The following is a 21,290-nucleotide window of genomic DNA, read 5'->3' as shown; positions in this document are numbered from 1 at the left end:
CTCAGGCCTCGCCGCCTGCGGGCACGTCCGTGCAATAGCCCGGGCGCGCCAGCAGCAGGTGCGATACGCCGATGGATCGCTCCAGGAAGCCGCCCTCGCAGTAGGCCAGGTAGAACTCCCACAGCCGGCAGAAGCGCTCGTCGAAGCCCTGTGCCTGCACGGCGGCACGCTGCGCCAGGAAGCGCTGCCGCCAGGCGCGCAGGGTGAGGGCGTAGGAGTGGCCGAAATCCTGTTGCGCCACCAGCTGCAGGTCACTGGCCCGGGTCTTGGCGGCCATGATCGCGTTGATCGAGGGAATGAAGCTGCCGGGGAAGACGAAGCGCTTGATGTAGTCGACGCTGCGCCGGGCCTGCTCGTAGCGGTGGTCTTCGATGGTGATCGCCTGCAGCAGGGCCACGCCCTCGGGCTTCAGCAGGCGCTGCAGGGTGCCCATGTAGGTGTCAAGGAACTCGGCGCCGATGGCCTCGATCATCTCGATGGAGACGAGCTTGTCGAACTGCCCCTGCAGGTCGCGGTAGTCCTGCATCAGCACGCTGACGCGGTCCTGCAGGCCGGCGTCCTGTACGCGCTGCACGGCCAGCGCATGCTGTTCGGCGGAAATGGTGGTGGTGGTGACGTGGCAGCCGTAGTGGCGTGCGGCATGCACGGCGAAGCCGCCCCAGCCGGTGCCGATCTCCACCACGCGGTCGCCCGGCTGCAGGCGCAGCTGCTGGCAGATGCGGTCCAGCTTGCGGGTCGAGGCCACCTCCAGCGACTCGTCGGCCTGCGCGTACAACGCCGAGGAGTACATCAGGTCCGGCGACAGGAACAGGGCGAAGAAATCGTTGCCCAGGTCGTAGTGCGCGGCGATGTTGCGACGGCTGCCCTCGCGGCTGTTGCGGCGCAGGCGGTTCCAGCCACGCAGCAGCCAGCCGGCCGCGCGTGCGGGGCCGCGCTCCATGCCATCGAGCAGATCGCGGTTGCGCACCAGCAGGCGCACCAGTGCCACCAGGTCGTCGCAGCGCCAATCACCATGGATGTAGCTCTCGCCGGCACCGACGCTGCCCTGCGCGGCCACCTTGCGGTAGAACGCTGGGTCGTCGATGGTGACCGTGGCCTGCAGCGGGCCGTGGCCATTGCCCAGCAGCACCTCGCCGAAGGCATCGCGCACGCGCAGCTGGCCGTCCCGCAACGGGGCGAGCTGCGCCAGCAGGCGGCGGCGCAGGAAGGCATCCAGTGCGCCGGCGCGGGGCAGGGCCACCGAAGGCGTCAGGTTGTTCATCGCGGTTTCTCGGCAAGGGAAGGGTGGTCGTGCACGGGGTTGCGCTTCATCCACAGGCGCAGCGCCTGCCAGTGGATGGCCGCCACCACCTGCACGGTCATCAGCGGGTAGGCCAGCAGCACCCGGGCCAGGCCACGGCCATCCAGCGGGCGGCGCTGCATCGACTGGGTGGCGTCAAACTGGCGGACCCCGTCGCGCCAGACCTGCATGTGCACGCGCAGCGCGTCGCCCGGTGCGCTGAAGCGCCAGTCGTAGCGGCAGTCCATCGGCATGAAGGGCGAGACGTGGAAGCACTTGTCGAACTGCCAGCGCAGGCTGGCGCCTTCGTGCTGGGCCTGCTCGACCGGCAGCACGTAGGCATGCCGTTCCTTCCACGGGGTGTTGGTGATGTCGGCGACGATGCAGTCCAGCGTGCTGCCGTCTGCCTGGTAGCAGTAGTAGAAGCTGACCGGATTGAACACGTGGCCGCCAAAGCGCAGATGCGCCAGCAGGCGCACCGGGCCGGCGGGACGGCGGCCCAGCACGGTGGCGGCGTGATCGCGCACGGCATCGGCCAGCGGCACCCCGGCGGCACCCAGGTAATCACTGCGGCGGAATTCGGCCAGGTTGCGGCGGTTGACCGACCACAGCCAGCGTCCGGCGAAGACCTGGTCCAGTTCGTCCAGGTCAAGCAGCAGCTGCGCGACGGGATAGCGGAACGCGTGCGCATGCGGGTGGTGCCGCCGGTGCTGCACATGGCCGAAGTAGAGCGCACTGGCGGTCATGCGGTGATCTCGGTCGGGCGCAGCGGCGATGCGATGCCGGTGCGGGAGCGCAGCGCGTCGACCGTGCGCCGCGCACTGGCGATGCCGTCCTCATGGAAGCCCCAGCCCCAGTAGGCGCCGGCGAACCAGGTATGGCGATGGCCCTGGATCTCGCCCCAGCGCTGCTGCGCGCGTACCGCAGCATGGTCGTGCACCGGGTGCGCGTAATGCAGGCGGCGCAGCACCTTCGAGGGGTCGATGGCATCGCTGCGGTTGAGGGTCACCACCAGCGGCGTGTCGCCGGGCAGGCCCTGCAGCAGGTTCATGCAGTAGCTGACCGTGCACGGCGCGTCCGGGTCGGCCGGCACGTGCGCGTTCCAGGCGGCCCAGGCCTTGCGGTTGCGCGGCAGCAGCGAGGCGTCGGTGTGCAGCACCGCCTCGTTGGCCTGGTAACGGATGGCGCCCAGCACGGCGTGCTCGACCGGGTCGGCATCGGCCAGCAGGGCCAGCGCCTGGTCGCTGTGGCAGGCCAGGATCACCTCGTCGAAGCCTTCGATGCCGGCGGCGCTGTGCACGCGCGCGCCCCAGGGCATGCGCTCGATCACCCGGACCGGGGTTTCCAGCCGCTCATGCACGCGCCAGCGGCTGCGCAGGGCATCCACATAGCGTGCCGAGCCACCCTTGACCACGCGCCACGGCGGGCGGCCGGTCATCTGCAGCATCTGGTGGTTGGCCATGAACTGGACCAGGTAGCGTGCCGGGAAGTCCAGCACGGTGGCCGTTGGCGAAGACCACAGCGCCGACGCCATCGGCAGCAGATGTTCCTCCACGAACGCATCGCCGTAACGCTGCTGCCGCAGGTACTGGCCAAGCGTCGGGCCCTCGGCGTCGGCCAGCAGCAGCGGCGCATCGCGGTAGAAGCGCCGCAGGTCGGCCAGCATGCCCCAGAACCGCGGCGACGCCAGGTTGCGGCGCTGGCAGAACAGCCCATCCAGCGAGGTGGCGTTGTACTCCACGCCGCTGCGCTCGCTGTGCATCGAGAAACTCATCGTGGTCGGCTGTGACGCCACACCCAGCTCGTCGAACAGGGCAGTCAGCAGCGGATAGTGCTGGGGGTTGAACACGATGAAGCCGGTATCCACCGACAGCGGGCGCCCGTCCACGTCCACCCGATGGGTGTGGGTATGGCCGCCCAGGTAGTCGTTGGCTTCGTACAGGGTGACTTCGTGCTCGCCGTCCAGCCAGTACGCGCTGGCCAGCCCTGCAATGCCCGAACCGATGACCGCGATGCGCATGCTCAGTCCTTCGCCTTGGCCAGCACCCACTCGGGAATCGGCTTGAGACCACTGACCAGGCCCACCGCGGCCAGCAGCCGCAGCCCGTACCAGGTCAGGTCCACTTCCCACCAGCGGAAGCCCTGGCGGGCCGTCCCCGGGAAGAAGTGGTGGTTGTTGTGCCAGCCTTCGCCAAAGGTCAGCAGGGCCAGCCAGAGGTTGTTGCGGCTGTCATCGCGGGTGTCGAAGCGGCGGCTGCCGAAGCGGTGGGCCAGCGAATTGATGGTGACCGTGGCATGGAACAGCACCACGGTGGAGATGAAGAAGCCCCACACCAGCAGCTGTGGGCCGGTGGTGTGCAGGCCGGGGGCGACGCGTTCCAGCAAGGCGCCGATGGCGTAGAGGGCCGCGGCCAGCAGCACCGGTACCGCGATATCGAAGCGGTCCAGCCAGCGCAGTTCGGGATAGCGGGCCAGATCGGGCACGCGGGACAGGTCGGTGGCGAAGGCCTCGCGGGTCAGGAACCAGCCCATGTGGCTGCGCCAGAAGCCACCTTCGCGCGGCGAATGCGGATCCTGCGGCTGGTCGGCGTGGCGATGGTGGTGGCGATGGTGGGCGGCCCACCACAGCGGGCCGCGCTGCACGCTGGCCGCGCCGATCACCGCGAACGCGAACTGCACCGGGCGCGAGGCGTGGAACGTGCGATGCGAGAAGTAGCGATGATAGAACCCGGTGATGGCGAACATGCGCACCGCATACAGCGCCAGTGCTACCGCGACTGCGGTCCACGACACCCCCACCCAGATCACGCCCAGGCACGCCACGTGCAGCAGCACGAAGGGCACCGCGCGCAACCAGTCGATGCGGCCGCGCTGCGCCGGTTCGGCCTGCGCTGCAGCGGCCTCCGTATCGAACCAGCGTCGAAGGGTGCGCAGCAGTCGCTCACGTCGGCGTGGAAGGGGCGCGGCTGCGGACATGAGCGAGGTCTCGAGGGCGTGTCTGTCTACCTCTACGTGGCAGGGCGTCAATTGGATGCAGTGAATGCGGATTGCGTGCGGCTTCACCTGCTGCTCACGGTGCAGCTCGCCACCAGCGGCTGCGACCAGGCCTGCTGCCATTGCGCCAGCGGCTGCGGCGACGCGGGCGCGGCGAAGCGGACAATGACGGCCGGATAGGCGCCGCGTGCATCGCGGAGGTTGCTGGTGCCGCGGAACTCGAGCAGGCGGCGGTCATCATCGGCATACACCAGCGACAGCCGGGGGGCGACCACGCCGTACCACGCCGCCAGGCGCACCTCGATGGCCTGCGCGGGGATGCCCTGCCAGTGGAGTGCGCCGGTCCGGCGCACGCTGACCGGGTAGAAGCGTTGCCGCCCCGGGACCAGGAAGGGCAGGCGGACCTGCTCGCCCTTCATCAACGCCGGCCAATGCGCGCGCACTGCCGCGTCGAAGCCGGTGTCGATCACCGCGTCGGCGGGCAATGGCACGCTCGCCTGGCGTTCGGCCTCCGCCGCGCTTTCCTTCCAGTCGATGCTGACCTGTGTGCCGGCCACCACCACGCGTGCGGCCTGGCCGCTGCGCCCGTCCTGCAGCAGGTAACCTCGTGCCAGTGGCTGCGCGGTGCCCGGCAATTCCTTGCGGGCGAACGGGCGGCCATCCGGGCACAGGTACTGCACCCAGCGCTGCGCGCCTTCGGGCGCCCCGCGCCGCCAGTGCACTTCGCGGTAGGCGGGGGTGCCGTCGGCCAGGTTGGCAATGCCTTCGGTGCGCAGCATCGGCGTGGCGCTGGCCACGGTGGACAGGTACAGCAGCAGCCCGGCGGTGTGCATGAGGGGTCCTGGCGGTTGGCCTGCAGAAGATACGCATGGCAGCCCGGGTTGGATGCACGGCGGCGGGCTGCATCCAAACCGGCCTCTGCTGCGTACAGCACACAGACCTCCTTCACCTGCCTGATCGCCGCCCGGATGTACCCTGACGCCGCCAGCCCTTCCTTCGACTTCGATACCGCGCGCATCGTGTCCAGTTCCCAGCAGCCGAGCAACGAGCCGACGAACTGGACCGGTGACATGGACGGTGTGGCGCGCCTGCGCGACCGCGCCTGTTTCATGCGCATCTATGACCACTTCATGCCGCGCCTGTGCGTCTACCTGCGTGGCCTGGGGGCGCCGGAGGCGGTGGCCGAGGAACTGGCCCAGGAGTGCCTGCTGCGCCTGTGGCTGCGCGCCGCCGATTACGATGCGGCGCAGGGGGCGCTAAGCACCTGGCTGTACCGCATCGCGCGTAATCTGCAGATCGACCGGGTGCGCCATGAACGCAGCTGGATGCAGGTCCAGGCCGCGGTGGAGGAGGCGTCCAGCAGTGATGCGCAGTCGCACAGCAGTGCCGAGCACTATGCTGACCAGGCCAGGCTGCGCCAGCGCATCAACGAACTGCCGGCGGTGCAGGCACGGCTGGTGCGCATGTCCTATTTCGAAGCCAAGAGCCACGGTGAAATCTCCGAGGCGCTGGGGATGCCGCTGGGTACGGTGAAATCGCACCTGCGCCGGGCATTCCTGCAGCTGCAGTCGAAGGTGGGGGGCATGCCATGAACCCGCACCACCACCTGCATGAATCGACCCTGCTGAGCTACGCCGCCGGCGCGTTGCCCGCGCCGCTCAGCGTGGTGGCCGGTACCCACCTGGAGCAGTGCCCGCACTGCCGCCAGCGCCTGCGCGAGGCCGAGGCCATCGGTGCGGCGCTGATTGAACAGACCCAGCCGATGGTGGTCAGCGGGCGCGGCCCGGCACTGCGTGCAGCCATGCTGGCCGAGCTGGAGCGTAGTGAGCCTGCGGCGGCTGCCGTCGCCGTCGCCCGGCCGGCCGCGCCGCCGGTGGAGCGGCCTGAAGTGAATGCGGACCACCTGCCGGCCTCGCTGCATCCGTACTTCGGGCGCTCGCTGGGGGAACTGCGCTGGCGCTGGATCGCGCCGGGCGTGCATTGCATCCGCTCCGCGGAAATGCCGTCGCTGATCATGCTGAAAATCGCACCGGGCAAGTGCCTGCCGATGCACAGCCACGGCCGCAGCGAGCTTACCCAGATCCTGCGCGGTTCCTACAATGATGCGCTGGGCCTGTTCGCGCCGGGCGATGTGGCCGACCTGGATGAGGATGTGGAGCACCAGCCGGTGACCGCACCCGGCGTGCCCTGCATCTGTGTGTCGGCGCTGGATGCCCCGCTGGTGTTCAGTGGCTGGCTGGCGCGCAAGATCCAGCGGTTCGTCAAGCTGTAGCACGCTGGGAGGAGGGCCCATGGACAACGGCAATGCGCTGCGGGTGCTGGTGGTAGGCGCCACCGGGCTGGTGGGCCAGGGCGTGCTGCAGGCGTGCCTGCAATCGGCCGATGTGGCCCGGGTGGCCGCGCTGGTGCGGCGGCCGGGCAGCGCGGCGGGCAGCGTCGATGAGATCGTGCTGCCCGACTTCCTGCAAGCCGCCACCCTGGGCGATGCGCTTGCGGGATTCGATGCCTGTTTCTATTGCGCCGGTGCTCCGCCCGTCGGTACGGCCGAGGCCGAGTACCGCGAAGTGACGCTGCAGGTGACCCGCGCCGTTGCTGAGGCGTGGGCGGCGGCGAACCCGGATGGATGCTTTCTGTATGTGTCCGGTGCACATGCCAACCCGGGCAGCCGGCTCATGCCGCTGCGGGTGAAGGGCGAGACCGAGCGGGCGCTGGCGCAACTTCCGGTGCACACGGTGATGCTGCGACCGGCAGGCGTGCGGCCGGTATCCGGCACGGGCACGCGACACGCACTGCTCAAGCCGTTCTATCTGCTGGCCCGCCCGCTGATGGCGGTGGCCGAAGGGCTGCTGCCCGCGCTGACCACCAGCAACCGGGCCATCGGCCAGGCAATGATCGCGCTGGCCGGGATGCCGGCACCGCCGGCGGTGGTGGAATGCGCGCAGATCAACCGGCTGGCGCGTGGGCCTTCAGGACGCTGACCACTGACTCCGCCAGATCGCTGCGGGTGAATGGCTTTGACAGCAGGGGCGCCGAGCGGCCCTTGCTGCCGACCGCATCGTGGTCACGCGGGTAGCCGGACGTGAACAGAACAGCCACGCTGGGCCAGCGTTCGCGTACCTGCCGGCCCAGTTCCCAGCCTGACATGCCCGGCATCACGATGTCGGAGAACAGCAGGTCGATTTTCGCGTCCGGGCGTTCCAGCAGGCGCAGTGCGGACGGACCGTCGTGCGCTTCCAGCACCCGGTAGCCCAGCTGGCGCAGCGCCTCGACGGTGTAGGCACGCACGTCGTCGTTGTCTTCGGCGACCAGGATGGTTTCTTCGCGCGGCTCGTCACCGGCCAGCCCGGTGGCCGCCACGGCGGTTTCACAGGGCAGCGCCAGCGACGAGCGCGGGAACATCATGGTGATGCTGGTGCCGCCGCCCTCCACCGAATCGATGAGGACGTGGCCACCGGACTGCTTGACGAAGCCATGCACCATCGACAGACCCAGGCCGGTGCCGCGGCCCACCTGCTTGGTGGTGAAGAAGGGCTCGAAGACCTTGGCAAGCGTATCAGCCGACATGCCGTGGCCGTTGTCGCGCACGCGCAGCATCACATACTCGCCGGGCGTTGCATCGGGGAACAGCGAGGCATAGTCGTGGTCGAGGTGGCTGTTGTCCACTTCCACCACCAGGCGCCCACCGTGGGACATCGCGTCGCGCGCGTTCACCGCCAGGTTGAGCACCGAGGCTTCGAGCTGGCTGAGGTCGAGTTCGACACACCAGAGGCCCTCGGCGGTGCGGATGTCGAGCTGGACCAGCTCGCCCAGTGCCCGCTGCAGCATGTCATGCATGCCCAGCAGGGCATCGTTGAGATTGACGGCCTGGCTGCGCAGCGGCTGCTTGCGGGCGAAGGCCAGCAGGCGCTGGGTGAGGCTGGCCGCACGACCCACACCCTTCAGCGCGTTGTCCAGCGCACGCGCAGTCATGTTGCCGGGCTGGCCGTCGCGCTGGTTCAGCAGCATCGCGTGTTCAACGTTGCCGGCGATCACGGTCAGGATGTTGTTGAAGTCATGGGCGATCCCACCGGTGAGCTGGCCCACCGCCTCGATCTTCTGTGCCTGCCGCAGCGCATGCTCGGCCTGGATGCGGGCCGTGGTCTCCACGGCCTCGGAAACCACTGCATTCACCGCACCCTCGGCACCCTGCAGCGGGCGGAAGGAGAAATCAAAGCTGCGGTGGCCGGTCGGCAGTTCAAGGTCCATCGCCTGCAGGGCGCTGCGCCCCTGCGCGGCATCGCCCACCGCCTGCTCGACCATGCGCGCAAGCTCGGGGGTGCCGGCGAACCACGGCGACTCCCAGAAGGGCAGGCCGATGACATCGTCCTTCTCGGCCAGTACCGCAGCGAGAGACGCAACATTGGCATCGACGATGCGGCCAGACGTGTCGAGCAGGACCTGGTGCTGGAAGCTGGATTCGAAGATGGCCTGCAGGCGCCGCTTGCTGCCCTGCAGTTCGGCCGTACGCGCCTGCACCTGGCGCTCCAGTGACTCGTTGTCCTCACGCAGCGCCAGCTCGGCACGCTTCAGCGAGGACACGTCGCTGCCCAGGCAGGTATAGCCGGTGACGCTGCCATCGGCCGCGCGCTCGGGCACGCAGTCCATCTGCACGAAACGTGACTCGCCGCTGCGATGGACCAGGGTGGTCTGGAAGCTGGCCCGCTCGCCGGCCAGTACCCGCTGCAGGCTGGGCAGGGCGTTGGCAAAGGCCTCTTCTCCGCCGATCTCGGCAGCGGTGCGGCCGAGGATGCCCTGCAGGTCGGCACCGTGCCAGTCAAGGAACGCCTTGTTGGCAAAGCGGTAGCGGTGGTCAGTGTCGAGGTGGGCGATCAGCGCCGGCACCGCATCGGTGATCTGTTGCAGCTGCGCCTGGCTCTCGTCCAGCGCGGCCCGGGCATGGGCCAGCTGGCTGCGCTCGCTGGCCTCCTGGCGGGCGCGGCGGATCGCATCGGGCAGCCGTTGCAGGCGCTGCTTGACCACGTAGTCGCGCGCGCCGCGGGTGAGCGCCTGCACGGCCAGTTCTTCGGTCAGGGTGCCGGAGACGAAGATGAAGGGAATCTGCGGCGCGCGCTCGCGCGCCAGGTCGAGCGCGGCATCGCCGTCGAAGCCCGGCAGCACGTGGTCGGCGAGGATGACGTCGAAACGATCACTCTCGATCGCTTCGATGAAGGCATCGCGGGTCCACAGGCGCTCGATCTCGAAATCCAGCCCGGCCCGCTGCAATTGCGCCGTGATCAGCTCCGCATCGAGCGCGCTGTCCTCCAGCATGAGGATGCGCAGGTGCGACGCGCGGCGCGTGGCATCACGCATCGCGGGGGCCTGTGCCAGCCGAGGGGTGCGGCGGCGGCTGGTTGGTGATGCCCCAGAACATGCCGAGCCCCTGGATGGCGTCGAAGAACTCCTTGAAGTCCACCGGCTTGACCACGAAGGCATTCACGCCCAGCTGGTAGCTGCGCACCAGGTCCTGCTCCTCACGGGACGAGGTGAGCATGACCACCGGCGTACTGCTGAGCGACGCGTCGTTGCGCACCTGCTCCAGCACTTCCAGGCCATTGATCTTCGGCAGTTTCAGGTCGAGCAGCACCACCACCGGGCCGCCATGCTGCGTGCCGGCGTAGGCGCCCTCGCAGCGCAGGTAGTCCAGCGCTTCAGCACCGTCGCGCACGTGGATGACGTCGTTCAGCAACTGGCAGCGCGCCAGCGCAGCCATCGTCAGCTCGGCATCCTTGGGGCTGTCTTCAACCAGAAAGATGGGCCGCAGATCCCTCATGGGTGTTCTCCGTTTTGATGGGGCAGGGTGAAATACAGCGTGGCGCCCTTGCCGGGCACGCCCTCGGCCCAGGTGCGGCCGCCATGGCGGCCGACGATGCGGCGCACATTGGCCAGGCCGATGCCGGTGCCTTCGAATTCCTCGACGTGGTGCAGGCGCTGGAACACGCCGAACAGCTTGTCGACGTAGCGCATGTCGAAACCGCAGCCATTGTCGCGGACGAAGAAGATGTCTTCCTCGTCGGTGCGTTCGCAGCCGACCTCGATGATGGCGTGCTCGCGTTCGCGGGTGAACTTGACCGCATTGGACAGCAGGTTCTGCCAGACCAGGCGCATCATCGTCGGGTCGGCCTCGATGACCGGCAGCGCGCCGACCTTCCACTCGACCTCGCGCCCGGCATGGTCGAAGGCCAGGGTGCGGCGTACATCGCTGACCAGGGCGCCCATGTCCAGGCGCATGCGCCCCAGCGTCGAGCGGCCCATCTGCGAGAAGCTCAGCAGGTCATCGACCAGCGTGCCGGCCGACTTCGCCGATTCGACGATGGTGTCCAGGAAGCGGCGCTCGGTGGCGTTCAGGCGCTCGGCGGCGGAACTGCCGAGCAGCTCGGAATAGCCCACGATATGGCGGAACGGTGCGCGCAGGTCATGGCTGACCGAATACGAGAAGGCCTCCAGCTCCTTGTTGCTGCGCAGGAGCTGTTCGTTGAGCTCGGCCATTTCTTCGGCCTTGCGCAGCACGATGTCGACGATGGCGGTGCGCATCTCATGCGCGGCATCGCGGTCGGCATCGGTCCAGGGCAGGCTGCGCTGCTGCACGGTCTCCTTCCACGCCTCGAAGGAATGTCGTGGCGACAGGACCGTCCCCGGTGCCGCAGTCTTGCGCGGGTCGCCGCCCCAGCGCACGGTGCGCACCACTTCGGGGCGGAACCACATCAGGAAACTGTCGTGCAGCTGCGAGATCGACACCGCCAGCAGTCCACTCGCCGTGTCGGTGAGGGCCTCGCCCCCTGCCCACACGCTGGCGAGGTGGTCGGTCGCATGGACTTCGTCGCCGGCGTGCTCGGTCGCCAGCCAGCGGGCGATGTCCAGCACTTCATGGCGGCTGGGGCACTGGCCCACCAGCAGGCAATCCCCCTTGTGCACGATCGCCGCGCCGGCCGCGTTGGTCAGCGACATCAGGCTGGCCGGATCCTGCCGCAGCGCGGCCATGAACTCCTCGTCGCCGGCCATGCGCCCCAGCAGCCGCACCAGCACGGAGCGCCGGTTGATGCGCTCTTCCACCGCACGTGCCCGTTCCTTCAAGGCAATCTGCAGCGAGACGATCTGGCCCATGAACTCGCACGCGGTGCGCACCGGGTAGGGCAGGCGGCGGGCGTCCGCGCTGTGGCAGGACACCAGGCCCCAGAGCTGGCCCTCGTGGATCAGCGAGACCGACATGGATGAGCCGGTGCCCATGTTGCGCATGTACTGCAGGTGCACCGGCGAAACGCTGCGCAGCACCGACAGGCTCAGGTCGGTCGGCGCTGCATCGGCCTGCCGTGCGGCGCGTACCAGCGGCACTGCGCTGTAGTTGGCATCGGCGATCAGGCGCACGCGGTTGCGGCGGTAGAGCTCGCGTGCCTGTGCGGGGATGTCCGACTCCGGGAAGCGCAGGTCGAGGTAGGAGGGCAGGACACCGTTGCCGTCCTCGGCGATGACGATGCCGTTCCAGCCGCTGTCGAACTGGTACACCAGGGTGCGGTCGAAGCCGGTCATCGCGCGCATGTGCTCGGCGGCGATCTGGCACAGCGCCTCCACCGTGCTGGCTGTCTCGATGGCCGCCATCAGTTGCCGGATGGCGGGATACAGCGCTTCAAGCGAGGTCGGCTGGCCCGCAACCGGCGATTCCAGTTCCAGCAGCACGGCCTGCGCCGAGCGGTGGGCCAGTACCTGGTGGCGGCCATGCTCCGCAAGATCGATGGAACCCAGATGCAGCGAACTGTCCGTCGCCAACTGGCGGACCGGTTCGACGCAGGCCGCCAATGCGCCGCCCAGGACCGCCTCGAGCGCCTGCCCCAGCGGATCGCCGAAGCGCTCGAGCAGCGCGGGTTCGCTCACTGCGCGCTCAAGCACCTCCAGGGATGCCGGGTCGATCACCAGCAGCACGCCGTAAGGCTGGATCGCCCCGGGCGTGTGGATGGGCTCCCGCGCGCAGAGATCCAGCGCGACGTCCTGCGCGATCTCAGTAGAGGCCATCAGCAACGCTCGCAATTCGGGGCAGGTTGGCAGCGCCGCAATGCACGCCACGACGCACGTCTGAGTCGGAAGAAAAAGCCATCGCTACATGGTGAAGCAAAAACCGTGATTCGCATACCACTCTTTGATGTGAAGACGAAGGGGCAAGGCACTGAACAATTCAGGATCACGCATTGCATCGACGGGAGGGCTTTCGCGGAACCTGCATCAGGGCTGCACACGTGCTGCACGCGCGCTTGCCTAGATTGCACTGCATCCCTCTCCTGGCGACGCCGCGTGGACCTGCAGCCTTCCGTTCCGTTCTCCTTCCCCCGTCGGCCGATGCCGGACAGCGGCCACTTCGAGCTGCTCGACGTCAGTGCCCTGCAGGATCCGTGCAGTGGCCGCATCGTGCACCTGTATGCCCTGGTGGCGCGCTGCACAGCCTGCGAGACCGTGTTCAAGGCCGAAGAAGGCGCTGGCCTGGTCAGCACGTCGTCCGCCCGCGTGGTGCGGTGCCCCGCTGGCTGTGGCCAGCAGGCCTTCAGCGGTGCCGCGCTGCGGCAGTGGCGTGCGGCTGCCGCGCCAGCGGCCTGATGGGCGGTTACAGCTGCGCTGGATTGAGCTGCCAGACCGTATGGTTGAGTGCGGTGGCAAAGCTGACCCAGGCCAGGTAGGGCAGCAGCAGCCAGGCTGCCAACGCACGACGGCGGGCAAACGCCAGCATGGTCGCGACGATCAGCACCAGCAACAGCAGAATGTCGGCGAACGCCGCTGCACCGAGCTTCCAGCCGAAGAACAGCCAGCTCCAGAGCACGTTGGCGACCAGTTGCGCGACATAGAGCCCAAGCGCGGTCCGGTTGGCGCGCCAGCCGCCGTGGCGCCAGACCAGCCACGCACTGATCGCCATCAGTACATATAGAAAGGTCCAGACTGGCCCGAACACGCTCGCCGGTGGTGCCCATGCGGGCTGTGCCAGCTGGCCATAGAAAGTGGCGGCCGAGATCGAAGCGCGGGCACCCAGTGCCGCAGCCGCCAGGGTCACGGCCAGCCAGCCCACCAGGCCGAACAGCTGTCGTCTGTGATTCATCGTTGGTCCTTTCGATCCATATGCAGTGCTGTGTGTCTACGCATGTGCCGCTGTATTGGATGCAGGCGCTGCCACGGTCAGTCCGCGGCGCCGGGGCCGCCGTCAGCAGGGAGCAGGGCAGGGCGCCCGTCAAACCATTCACGTGCGCCCGCCAGATGCCACTGGCGTTGCTTGCCATCCAGTTCGATGCCAGCGCCGAGCAGGCCCCAGCGCAGGTAGAGGTCACCGCGCTTGTTCCGGTCGAGCAGATCCAGGCGTGCACGCAGTGACAGGCGCTCGTTTTCCGCCTGCAGGCCATCCAGCACGATGTGGCCGGCCTGCCAGCGCAGGCGGGTCGAGGCATTCACCTGCCCGGCATCCAGCAGCGACAGCACCCAGCGCGGATAATCACCGCGCTCGGCGAACACCGCCAGCAAGGGGCCGGCATCACTCATGGTCAGATCGGCATTGGCATCGACCCGGAACGGCGCCTGGGCATCGATGCGGCCCTGCTTGAACTGCACGCGACCCTGCCACGGGGTCTTGCGGTCCTGCTGCCCGACCTGCACGTTGCGCAGCTGTACCGAGGTGCCGGACAGGTCGAAGTAGCGCTGCTTGAAGTCGCCGCGGCGCAGGGTGGCGTCCACCTGGGCATTGCCCAGCAGGTCTAGCCCGGCCACCCGCATCCGTGCCCCGCTGCCCAGCAGCGTGGCCGTGCCGTGGCCGACGCGGCCATCGGTATCCAGCTCCACATCGCCGGTGAGCGTGCCGGTGCCGCCCAGCAGCCTCACCTGCTCCTTGCCCAGGTAGCGGTTGTAGGCGGTCAGGTCGGGAATGGTGGCGTTGTTGAAGCGCAGCCGCGCGCGCATGTCCTTCCGGAACTCGCGCAGCCGGCCGTCACCACTGAGCTGCAGGGCCAGGTCGCGGCCGTCGAACAGGGTGTCCCCCTTGTCACCACCGGCGCGGGCATTGAAACGCGGCACGCGTACATCCAACACCGCGCGGGTGGGCGTGCCGGGCTTCAGTTCACCGTGCGCGCTGGCCGTACCGGCCATGCGTACGCCCGCCACCTCGGCCGACGCCGCGGCCTCGGGAATGTCCACCTTACTGCCAGCGGCAAGCTCGCCCTGCTTCAGCTGCAGGTCGGCACGCACGGTGCCGCCGCCATCGAGCTGCAGCCACGGCTTGCGCAGAAACAGCGCGGGTATCCAGTTGAGCGAAGTGAACGTCCACTCGCCCTGCACGCGGCCGGAGGTGCGTTCGATGAGCTGGGCGGGCTCGCGGAAGGGAATCCTGCGTCCGCTGATGCGCAGGTCGGCATCCAGCGAGGCACCCGTATCCTCGCGTGCCGGCAGGCGTGCCTGCAGGCGGATGTCCTGTGCGGCGTCCATCTGCAGGGCCAGCGTGCCGCGATCGGGCGCGCCCGCACCGGCCTGCAGCGGCACGCGCCACACGGCGCGGCTGCCCGGCTGCAGGGTGCCGCCATTGAGGGTGATGTCTGCCTGCAGCTGCCCGGTGCTGGATGAACTGGAGACCGCCAGCGTCCGTGCATCGGTGTCCACGCGGATGCCATGACTGCGCGCATCCACCTTCAACGCGCCGTGGATGATCTCGAACTTGGCGATGCCCGGTGCCTGGTCGCGGTAGTGCCAGGGGTAGCCGAAGCGGGCCTCCACCTTCATCGCGTCCAGCAGCTGCACGCCGTCGTAGCTGGCGCTGGCATCGGCGAAGGCCACCTGCGAGTCATACAGTTCCGAGGGGCCGCCGCGCAGCTGCTTGCGGAACCCCACGGTGCCGCTGCCCTTGCCGATGATGAGCAGCTTGCCGAAACGTGCGTGCTGGATGGAATCGCTATGGATGGCGTCGAAGCGCAGGGTCCACCCCTGGTTCCCGCGGGGCGGCGGTGGCACCACGTCCTCGACGCGGGTGACCTCGGCCGACACCCCCGTGGCCTGCAGGCGCGGCACGCGCACTTCGCGCCGGAACAGCGGCCACAGTGCCAGCCGGGCGCTGGCACGCTCGGCATGCAGGACATACACCGTATGGTTCACGTGCCCGCGCATGTGCACGTTCCAGGCAATGACATGGCCCGGCAGCAGGGTGATTGCCGGGCCGGTGCGCATCACGAACTTCTGCGGCTTGTGGTTGGTGACCCGGTCGAACAGGGGCGTGTTGAGAAACAGGTTGCCCGCCAGCAGGTAGGCGGCGTAGACCCCGGCAATGCTCCATGCCAGCACCCGCCAGGGGCGCGGCCATTGCTTGAAACGTACTGGAAATGCGGGCATCCGGGCTCAGGGACGGGTGGGCGTGCGCCACTATCGCGAAGATGACTGCGTGGCGATGTGAATGCCTGTGGAGGCAAGCGCTGGCGCTCGGTGACCCGTGACGGGGCGTGTGATCTGAATTTCACATGCCGAAAACGTCTTCACAGTGCTTAATACGCTTCCTGACGAGTGGGGGCTCGTCCTTCAGGGTCGGTCCCCGGCGTTTCCAACTACCTGGACCGTACCCATGGCGGCATTGCAGCAGCGCACCATCGATCTCATCCGCGAACATCAGTCGACCCTGATCGCGCAGTGGCGGGACAACCTCAACGCCGCCGGGCAGAACGACGACAGCCGCATCGGCGCGCGCGACCTGGACAACCAGGTCAACGAATTCTGGCAACTGCTGCTGCCCGCCCTGTCGGCGGCCGATGCAGCCAACCTGCATGGCGGCGAATGGCAGGGCATCCGCCATTTCCTCGAGGATCTCTCGCGCGACCGCGCGATCAAGGGGTTCAGCTCGCCGGAGACGGCCACTTTCATCTTCTCGCTGAAGCGGCCGCTGTTCCAGCTGCTGCAGCAGCACCACAGCGGTGACCCGCAGTCGCTCGGCGAGCAGCTTTGGTCGATCTCCGAACTGCTGGACGTGCTGGGCCTGCACACCGTGAAGGCGTTCCAGCGCACCCGCGAGGATGTCATCCAGCGCCAGCAGGAAGAAATGCTGGAACTCTCCACCCCGGTGGTGAAGCTGTGGGATGGCGTGCTGGCGTTGCCGATGATCGGCACGCTGGATTCGCAGCGGACCCAGGTGGTGATGGAATCGCTGCTGCAGCGGATCGTCGATACCGGCTCAGAAATCGCCATCATCGACATCACCGGCGTGCCCACCGTGGATACGCTGGTTGCCCAGCACCTGCTGAAGACCGTCACCGCCATCCGCCTGATGGGTGCCGACGCCATCATCAGCGGCGTGCGTCCGCAGATCGCGCAGACCATCGTGCACCTGGGCCTGGACCTGCAGGGCATCGTGACCAAGGCCAACCTGGCCGACGCACTGGCCCTGGCGCTGAAGCGGAACGGCGTGACCGTCAGCCAGGCCAACCGCTGATGGACCGCATCCCGATCCTGCAGATGGGCGACCTGCTGCTGGTCACCATCCAGGTGGACATGCACGACCAGCTGGCCCTGAACCTGCAGGACGACCTCAGCGAGCGCATCCGCCGCACGTCCGCGCGCGGCGTGCTGATCGACATCTCCTCGCTGGACATCGTCGATTCCTTCATCGGCCGCATGATCGCCACCATTTCCGCGCTGTCGCGGGTGATGGATGCGACCACCGTCGTGGTGGGCATGCAGCCGGCCGTCGCCATTACCCTGGTCGAGCTGGGCCTGGACCTGAGCGGCGTGCGCACGGCATTGAACGTGGAGCGCGGCATGAAGCTGCTGCGCCAGAGTGATGAAGCGCCATGACCGCACGCCAGGGGACGTTACCGGTGCGGGTGGAGCAGGACGTCGTGCTGGCCCGCCAGGCCGTGCGCCAGGCCGCGGTGGCCTGCGGGCTGCGCCTGGTCGACCAGACCAAGCTGGTGACCGCGGCCAGTGAGCTGGCGCGCAACACCGTCATCTACGGCGGTGGCGGGCAGATGGACTGGGAGCTGCTGGATGAAGGGCTGCGCCGTGGCGTGCGCCTGGTGTTCTCCGACCAGGGGCCCGGCATTGCCAACATCGAGCAGGCGTTGACCGATGGCTGGTCGTCGGGCAAGGGCATGGGCCTGGGCCTGTCCGGCTCACGGCGGCTGGTGGATGTCTTTGAACTGGACAGTGCACCGGGCCAGGGCACGCGCATCACCATCACCAAATGGACGTGAGTTTCTCCGGCCACGTCACCCGCGTCGTGGCCGTGGAGGAATCGACCCAGGTCGGGCAGGTGCGCCGGGAGGCGCTGGCCCTGGCGGCGCGGATCGGTTTCGATGAAACGGACAGCGGCCGGGTTGCGCTGGCGGCCAGCGAGCTTGCCAGCAACCTGCTGCGCCATGGCGGTGGCGGCAAGGTCCATCTTTCGGTCGTGCAGGGGCGCGACGCCCGCGGTATCGAGCTGTACACCGTGGACGCAGGTCCCGGCTTCGTGCTTTCGCAGGCGCTCGTGGAAGGCTATTCCACCGGCGGCAGCCAGGGCCTGGGGCTGGGGGCGGTGAAGCGCCAGGCGGCGCTGCTCGACAGCTGGTCGGATGCGCGTGGCACGATCGTCGTCGCCCGCATCTATCCTGATCGTGCCGGTCCACGCGTTGACCTCGCCTATGGCGCCCTGCGCCTTGCCATGCGGGGTGAAGAAGCCTGCGGCGATGCCTGGCACCTGTCGGTGCGCGTAGGGCAGGCGACGCTGACCGTGATCGACGGCCTGGGCCACGGCCTGCCTGCGACCGATGCGGCGCAGGCCGGCACGCGCGCGGCCGCGGAGGCGGGCGTGGAGTCACCGAATCCGCTGATTGAAGCGCTGCACCGGGCCATGTCGGGCACCCGCGGCGGCGCCGTCGCCGTGGCAACCCTGCCGCTGGCCGGGGGCGAGCTGCAGTTTTCCGGGATCGGCAACATCAATGCCGGCATTGCCGATGCTGCGACCTACCGCGGCCTGGCCTCGATGCCCGGCATCGTCGGTGTGCAGTACCGCAAGGCACAGGCATTCAACGTTCACGCCGCGCACGGCACCCTGCTGCTGATGCACAGCGATGGCCTGCAGGGGCGCTGGCGGTTGCAGGACTATCCGGGCCTGGTGCATCGCCACCCGGCCCTGGTGGTGGCCGTGCTGCAGCGTGATTTCGACCGTGGGCGTGACGATGCCAGCATCGTTGCCCTGCGCATGGGAGCGTGGTGATGGGGCAGGAACAGATGCAGGAAGAGAACGCGCGCCTGGCGGCCGAGAACGCCGCCCTGCGCGCCGAGCTGGAGGAAACCAACCAGGGCGTGCTGGCGCTGTATGCCGAGCTGGACCAGCAGGCGATGCAGCTGCGCGAGGTGTCCGATCTCAAGAGCCGGTTCCTGTCCTACATGAGCCATGAGTTCCGCACGCCGCTGGGCTCCATCCTCAGCATGACCCGGTTGCTGGAGGACGGCTTCGACGGGCCGCTCAACGATGAGCAGCTGCGCCAGGTGCGCTTTGTCAGCGCCTCGGCTTCGGAGCTGCGCGAGATGGTGGACGACCTGCTGGACCTGGCCAAGATCGAGGCGGGCCGCATCACGATCTCGCCGGGCTGGTTCGACCTGATGGACCTGTTCGCCGCCCTGCGCGGCATGTTCAGGCCGCTGGTGGAGAGCAACCAGCGCATCGAGCTGGTGTTCGAGGATCCGCCGCCGCTGCCGATGCTCTACACCGACGACAAGAAGCTGGCGCAGATCCTGCGCAACTATATTTCCAACGCCATCAAGTTCACCCCGGAAGGGCAGGTGGTGGTGTCGGCGAGAATGGAAAGCGAGGTGGAAGTCCGCTTCACCGTGCGCGACACCGGCATCGGCATCGCGCAGGAGCTGCTGCCAGCGCTGTTCGAAGACTTCGTGCAGGTGGATTCGCCGCTGCAGAAGCGCCTGCGCGGCACCGGCCTGGGCCTGTCGCTGTGCAAGCGCTTTGCCGAACTGCTTGGTGGCCGCGTTGCGGTGGAAAGCCTGCCCGGCAGCGGCTCCGCCTTCCATGTCATTCTTCCGGTAACACTGGACCAGGCGACGGAGGCCGCCAATGCCCCACTCTGATCGCGTGCTTGTGGTGGACGACAACGCGGCCACGCGGTATTCCGTGCGGCGCGTGCTGGAGCACCATGGCTACAGCGTAAGTGAAGCCGCCACCGGGCAGGAGGGGCTCGACCGGCTGGCCGCCTCTGAGTTCGGCGCGGTGGTGCTGGACGTCAACCTGCCGGACATGAGTGGTTTCGACGTGGTGCGCGAGCTGCGTTCGCAGGCGCGCACCCAGCTGCTGCCGGTGGTGCACGTTTCGGCGGCCTCGATCGCCACCGGCGACATGATCACCGGCCTGGACAACGGCGCCGATGGATACCTGATCCACCCGGTGGACCCGGATGTCCTGCTGGCGACCCTGCGCAGCCTGCTGCGCGCGCGCCGGGCCGAAGAAGCATTGCGTGACGCGGACGCGCGGTTCCAGGAGATCTTCAGCCAGGTCAACGCGCCCATTGCCGTGCTCGATGAGCAGCTGCAGGTCCACGAGAGCAATCCCGCGTTCGCGCGCCTGCTCAGCGACGCCGATGCCAAGGGCTCTCTGTTTGCCATGATGGGCAGCAACAAGGAGTTCGTGCTGGACCTGCAGGACGCACTGGCCCGGCAGGAGCGCTGGCAGGGCGTGCTGGTCATCGCGGGCCGGCAGGGCCTGCGCACCACGCAATGGCGGCTGACGCCGGACCGCCGCACCGGCCATGGGCTGGTGGTGGTGGAAGACGTGACCGAGCATCACGTGCGCGCCCGCGCACAGCGCGCCGAACTGGAAACAGCCACCAGCGAGCTGGCCCACCAGATCGCCGAGCGCACGCGTACCGAAGGCGAGCTGCTGCAGGCACAGAAGATGGATTCGCTGGGCCAGTTGACCGGCGGCATCGCCCATGATTTCAACAACCTGCTGACCACCATCATCTCCGGCCTGGACATGATCGAGCTGGCCGTTGCCTCTTCCCGGCTGGAAAAGGTGCCCCAGTACAGCAGCATTGCCGCCGCATCGGCCCAGCGCGCCGCCGCCCTGACCCAGCGCATGCTGGCGTTCGCGCGCAAGCAGCCGCTGGATTCGCGCCCCTTCGACCTGGTCGCACGCACGCGCTCGCTGGAAGACCTGCTGCGCCGATCGATCGGCGAGAACATCGAACTGGAATTCGAGCTGGGCGAGGAGCCGCTGGTGGCCATCGCCGACGTCAACCAGTTCGAGAACGTGGTGTTGAACCTGGTCATCAATGCCCGCGACGCACTTGCGGGCCGCGGCCTGATCCGCCTGCGCGCCGAAGCCTGCGAGGTCCAGCGGGAGAACAAGTTGACGCCGGGCCGCTATGTCAGCCTGAAGGTGATCGACAACGGGCCGGGCATCCCGCTGGACCTGCTGGACAAGGTCTTTGAACCCTTCTTTACCACCAAGCCGCAGGGCGAGGGCACCGGGCTGGGCCTGTCGATGACCTATGGTTTCGCGCGGCAGTCAGGCGGGGTGGCGCGCATCGCCAGCGAGCCGGGCGAGGGGACCGAGATTGAATTGCTGCTGCCTGCCGGTGAACCGGTCCAGACCGAGGCCAGCATCGACCAGGCAGCCCCCCCACGTGGCCAGTCCGAGCGCATCCTGCTGGTGGATGACACCGATTCGGTCCGGATGATGGTCGGCGAGATGCTGTCCGAGGCCGGCTACCAGGTCACGCTGGCGGCGGATGCCCGCCAGGCGCTGCGCCAGCTGAGGCATGACCCCGCATTCGACCTGCTGCTGTCCGACGTCGGCCTGCCGGGCATGGACGGGCGCGAACTGGCCGATGCCGCGCGCGAGATCAATCCGGTACTGCCGGTGCTGTTCATCACCGGCTATACGGAGCGCGCCGCGGTGCGCGAGACCTTCCTCGGGACCGGCATGAGCCTGCTGCCCAAGCCGTTCAGCCTGCTGGAACTGATGGCCGCCGTGCGCGCGGCGCTGTAGCCG

General features: G+C 68.3%; 20 protein-coding genes. 10 read left to right on the top strand and 10 right to left on the bottom strand.

The genetic code is table 11. From position 1 onward, the window contains the following. Position 1: 1 nt before the first annotated feature. The 5 genes from AC3WL7_RS03040 to AC3WL7_RS03020 form a co-directional block, all read right to left on the bottom strand. Positions 2-1,261: a class I SAM-dependent methyltransferase gene (locus AC3WL7_RS03040; protein WP_492749267.1), complete on the bottom strand. Its 1,260-nt coding sequence runs from the start codon at positions 1,259-1,261 to the stop codon at positions 2-4. Beyond that, positions 1,258-2,025: a DUF1365 domain-containing protein gene (locus AC3WL7_RS03035; RefSeq protein WP_492749266.1), complete on the bottom strand. Its 768-nt coding sequence runs from the start codon at positions 2,023-2,025 to the stop codon at positions 1,258-1,260. Before AC3WL7_RS03035 ends, AC3WL7_RS03040 begins: the two co-directional genes overlap by 4 nt. Continuing rightward, complete coding sequence (locus tag AC3WL7_RS03030) at positions 2,022-3,299, bottom strand: NAD(P)/FAD-dependent oxidoreductase (RefSeq protein WP_492749265.1); 1,278 nt, start codon at positions 3,297-3,299, stop codon at positions 2,022-2,024. Before AC3WL7_RS03030 ends, AC3WL7_RS03035 begins: the two co-directional genes overlap by 4 nt. Before the next feature lie 2 nt (positions 3,300-3,301). Continuing rightward, complete coding sequence (locus tag AC3WL7_RS03025; RefSeq protein ID WP_492749264.1) at positions 3,302-4,255, bottom strand: acyl-CoA desaturase; 954 nt, start codon at positions 4,253-4,255, stop codon at positions 3,302-3,304. 83 nt (positions 4,256-4,338) lie between these two features. Continuing rightward, positions 4,339-5,106, bottom strand: coding sequence for a hypothetical protein (locus tag AC3WL7_RS03020; RefSeq protein WP_492749263.1), 768 nt, complete (start codon positions 5,104-5,106; stop codon positions 4,339-4,341). 135 nt (positions 5,107-5,241) lie between these two features. Here AC3WL7_RS03020 and AC3WL7_RS03015 point away from each other — a divergent pair, with 135 nt between their 5' ends. From AC3WL7_RS03015 to AC3WL7_RS03005, 3 genes are read left to right on the top strand one after another with little or no spacing between them, the layout of a single operon-like run. Next, positions 5,242-5,865 (top strand): sigma-70 family RNA polymerase sigma factor, encoded by a 624-nt coding sequence (locus AC3WL7_RS03015; RefSeq protein ID WP_108746753.1) that lies wholly within the window; start codon positions 5,242-5,244, stop codon positions 5,863-5,865. Beyond that, positions 5,862-6,545 carry a ChrR family anti-sigma-E factor gene (locus tag AC3WL7_RS03010; protein WP_492749262.1) on the top strand — a complete coding sequence of 228 codons (684 nt, stop codon included), beginning with the start codon at positions 5,862-5,864 and terminating at the stop codon, positions 6,543-6,545. The genes AC3WL7_RS03015 and AC3WL7_RS03010 overlap by 4 nt, the downstream gene beginning before the upstream one ends. 19 nt (positions 6,546-6,564) lie before the next feature. Beyond that, positions 6,565-7,251, top strand: a complete 687-nt coding sequence (locus AC3WL7_RS03005; protein WP_492749261.1) for an NAD(P)H-binding protein — start codon at positions 6,565-6,567, stop codon at positions 7,249-7,251. On the opposite strand, the gene AC3WL7_RS03000 is transcribed toward AC3WL7_RS03005, so the two are convergent. From AC3WL7_RS03000 to AC3WL7_RS02990, 3 genes are read right to left on the bottom strand one after another with little or no spacing between them, the layout of a single operon-like run. Beyond that, positions 7,217-9,622 (bottom strand): response regulator, encoded by a 2,406-nt coding sequence (locus AC3WL7_RS03000; protein ID WP_492749260.1) that lies wholly within the window; start codon positions 9,620-9,622, stop codon positions 7,217-7,219. The two genes, AC3WL7_RS03005 and AC3WL7_RS03000, sit on opposite strands and share 35 nt — an antisense overlap. Further along, positions 9,615-10,082, bottom strand: a complete 468-nt coding sequence (locus AC3WL7_RS02995; protein ID WP_492749259.1) for a response regulator — start codon at positions 10,080-10,082, stop codon at positions 9,615-9,617. The genes AC3WL7_RS03000 and AC3WL7_RS02995 overlap by 8 nt, the downstream gene beginning before the upstream one ends. Continuing rightward, positions 10,079-12,316: an ATP-binding protein gene (locus tag AC3WL7_RS02990; protein WP_492749258.1), complete on the bottom strand. Its 2,238-nt coding sequence runs from the start codon at positions 12,314-12,316 to the stop codon at positions 10,079-10,081. The genes AC3WL7_RS02995 and AC3WL7_RS02990 overlap by 4 nt, the downstream gene beginning before the upstream one ends. Positions 12,317-12,592: 276 nt before the next feature. Here AC3WL7_RS02990 and AC3WL7_RS02985 point away from each other — a divergent pair, with 276 nt between their 5' ends. After that, on the top strand, positions 12,593-12,892 hold the full coding sequence (locus AC3WL7_RS02985; protein WP_108759875.1) for a hypothetical protein: 300 nt from the start codon (positions 12,593-12,595) through the stop codon (positions 12,890-12,892). Positions 12,893-12,899: 7 nt separating this feature from the next. Here AC3WL7_RS02985 and AC3WL7_RS02980 read toward each other — a convergent pair whose 3' ends face one another. Next, entirely contained in the window at positions 12,900-13,385 is a 486-nt protein-coding gene (locus AC3WL7_RS02980; protein ID WP_492749257.1) for a TspO/MBR family protein, read from the bottom strand. Between the two features lie 77 nt (positions 13,386-13,462). Further along, positions 13,463-15,649, bottom strand: a complete 2,187-nt coding sequence (locus AC3WL7_RS02975) for a hypothetical protein (protein WP_492749256.1) — start codon at positions 15,647-15,649, stop codon at positions 13,463-13,465. A gap of 226 nt (positions 15,650-15,875) precedes the next feature. Here AC3WL7_RS02975 and AC3WL7_RS02970 point away from each other — a divergent pair, with 226 nt between their 5' ends. From AC3WL7_RS02970 to AC3WL7_RS02945, 6 genes are read left to right on the top strand one after another with little or no spacing between them, the layout of a single operon-like run. Continuing rightward, positions 15,876-16,736 carry an STAS domain-containing protein gene (locus AC3WL7_RS02970; RefSeq protein WP_492749255.1) on the top strand — a complete coding sequence of 287 codons (861 nt, stop codon included), beginning with the start codon at positions 15,876-15,878 and terminating at the stop codon, positions 16,734-16,736. Further along, positions 16,736-17,098: an STAS domain-containing protein gene (locus AC3WL7_RS02965; protein ID WP_079221983.1), complete on the top strand. Its 363-nt coding sequence runs from the start codon at positions 16,736-16,738 to the stop codon at positions 17,096-17,098. Before AC3WL7_RS02970 ends, AC3WL7_RS02965 begins: the two co-directional genes overlap by 1 nt. Next, entirely contained in the window at positions 17,095-17,496 is a 402-nt protein-coding gene (locus AC3WL7_RS02960) for an anti-sigma regulatory factor (protein ID WP_079221982.1), read from the top strand. Before AC3WL7_RS02965 ends, AC3WL7_RS02960 begins: the two co-directional genes overlap by 4 nt. Continuing rightward, positions 17,487-18,500, top strand: coding sequence for an ATP-binding protein (locus tag AC3WL7_RS02955; RefSeq protein WP_492749254.1), 1,014 nt, complete (start codon positions 17,487-17,489; stop codon positions 18,498-18,500). The genes AC3WL7_RS02960 and AC3WL7_RS02955 overlap by 10 nt, the downstream gene beginning before the upstream one ends. Beyond that, the gene (locus AC3WL7_RS02950; protein ID WP_492749253.1) at positions 18,500-19,369 is read left to right on the top strand and encodes a sensor histidine kinase; all 870 of its coding nucleotides are present in this window, start codon (positions 18,500-18,502) and stop codon (positions 19,367-19,369) included. The genes AC3WL7_RS02955 and AC3WL7_RS02950 overlap by 1 nt, the downstream gene beginning before the upstream one ends. Beyond that, positions 19,356-21,287, top strand: coding sequence for a response regulator (locus AC3WL7_RS02945; RefSeq protein WP_492749252.1), 1,932 nt, complete (start codon positions 19,356-19,358; stop codon positions 21,285-21,287). Before AC3WL7_RS02950 ends, AC3WL7_RS02945 begins: the two co-directional genes overlap by 14 nt. Positions 21,288-21,290 lie beyond the last annotated feature (3 nt).

The organism is Stenotrophomonas sp. FW305-3-2-15-E-LB1 (assembly GCF_058787375.1).
Note: the sequence above shows the minus strand (reverse complement) of the source record. Positions and strands in the feature narration are given on the sequence as shown.

What these genes read in the sequence shown, in the direction of transcription:
- AC3WL7_RS02960 (WP_079221982.1), top strand. Translation starts at nt 17,095, where the DNA reads ATGACCGCACGCCAGGGGACGTTACCGGTGCGGGTGGAGCAGGACGTC.
- AC3WL7_RS03030 (WP_492749265.1), bottom strand. Translation starts at nt 3,299, where the DNA reads ATGCGCATCGCGGTCATCGGTTCGGGCATTGCAGGGCTGGCCAGCGCG.
- AC3WL7_RS02975 (WP_492749256.1), bottom strand. Translation starts at nt 15,649, where the DNA reads ATGCCCGCATTTCCAGTACGTTTCAAGCAATGGCCGCGCCCCTGGCGG.
- AC3WL7_RS02995 (WP_492749259.1), bottom strand. Translation starts at nt 10,082, where the DNA reads ATGAGGGATCTGCGGCCCATCTTTCTGGTTGAAGACAGCCCCAAGGAT.
- AC3WL7_RS03040 (WP_492749267.1), bottom strand. Translation starts at nt 1,261, where the DNA reads ATGAACAACCTGACGCCTTCGGTGGCCCTGCCCCGCGCCGGCGCACTG.
- AC3WL7_RS02945 (WP_492749252.1), top strand. Translation starts at nt 19,356, where the DNA reads ATGCCCCACTCTGATCGCGTGCTTGTGGTGGACGACAACGCGGCCACG.
- AC3WL7_RS03035 (WP_492749266.1), bottom strand. Translation starts at nt 2,025, where the DNA reads ATGACCGCCAGTGCGCTCTACTTCGGCCATGTGCAGCACCGGCGGCAC.
- AC3WL7_RS03000 (WP_492749260.1), bottom strand. Translation starts at nt 9,622, where the DNA reads ATGCGTGATGCCACGCGCCGCGCGTCGCACCTGCGCATCCTCATGCTG.
- AC3WL7_RS02970 (WP_492749255.1), top strand. Translation starts at nt 15,876, where the DNA reads ATGGCGGCATTGCAGCAGCGCACCATCGATCTCATCCGCGAACATCAG.
- AC3WL7_RS02955 (WP_492749254.1), top strand. Translation starts at nt 17,487, where the DNA reads ATGGACGTGAGTTTCTCCGGCCACGTCACCCGCGTCGTGGCCGTGGAG.
- AC3WL7_RS02950 (WP_492749253.1), top strand. Translation starts at nt 18,500, where the DNA reads ATGGGGCAGGAACAGATGCAGGAAGAGAACGCGCGCCTGGCGGCCGAG.
- AC3WL7_RS03025 (WP_492749264.1), bottom strand. Translation starts at nt 4,255, where the DNA reads ATGTCCGCAGCCGCGCCCCTTCCACGCCGACGTGAGCGACTGCTGCGC.
- AC3WL7_RS02980 (WP_492749257.1), bottom strand. Translation starts at nt 13,385, where the DNA reads ATGAATCACAGACGACAGCTGTTCGGCCTGGTGGGCTGGCTGGCCGTG.
- AC3WL7_RS03005 (WP_492749261.1), top strand. Translation starts at nt 6,565, where the DNA reads ATGGACAACGGCAATGCGCTGCGGGTGCTGGTGGTAGGCGCCACCGGG.
- AC3WL7_RS03010 (WP_492749262.1), top strand. Translation starts at nt 5,862, where the DNA reads ATGAACCCGCACCACCACCTGCATGAATCGACCCTGCTGAGCTACGCC.
- AC3WL7_RS03020 (WP_492749263.1), bottom strand. Translation starts at nt 5,106, where the DNA reads ATGCACACCGCCGGGCTGCTGCTGTACCTGTCCACCGTGGCCAGCGCC.
- AC3WL7_RS02990 (WP_492749258.1), bottom strand. Translation starts at nt 12,316, where the DNA reads ATGGCCTCTACTGAGATCGCGCAGGACGTCGCGCTGGATCTCTGCGCG.
- AC3WL7_RS02965 (WP_079221983.1), top strand. Translation starts at nt 16,736, where the DNA reads ATGGACCGCATCCCGATCCTGCAGATGGGCGACCTGCTGCTGGTCACC.
- AC3WL7_RS03015 (WP_108746753.1), top strand. Translation starts at nt 5,242, where the DNA reads ATGTACCCTGACGCCGCCAGCCCTTCCTTCGACTTCGATACCGCGCGC.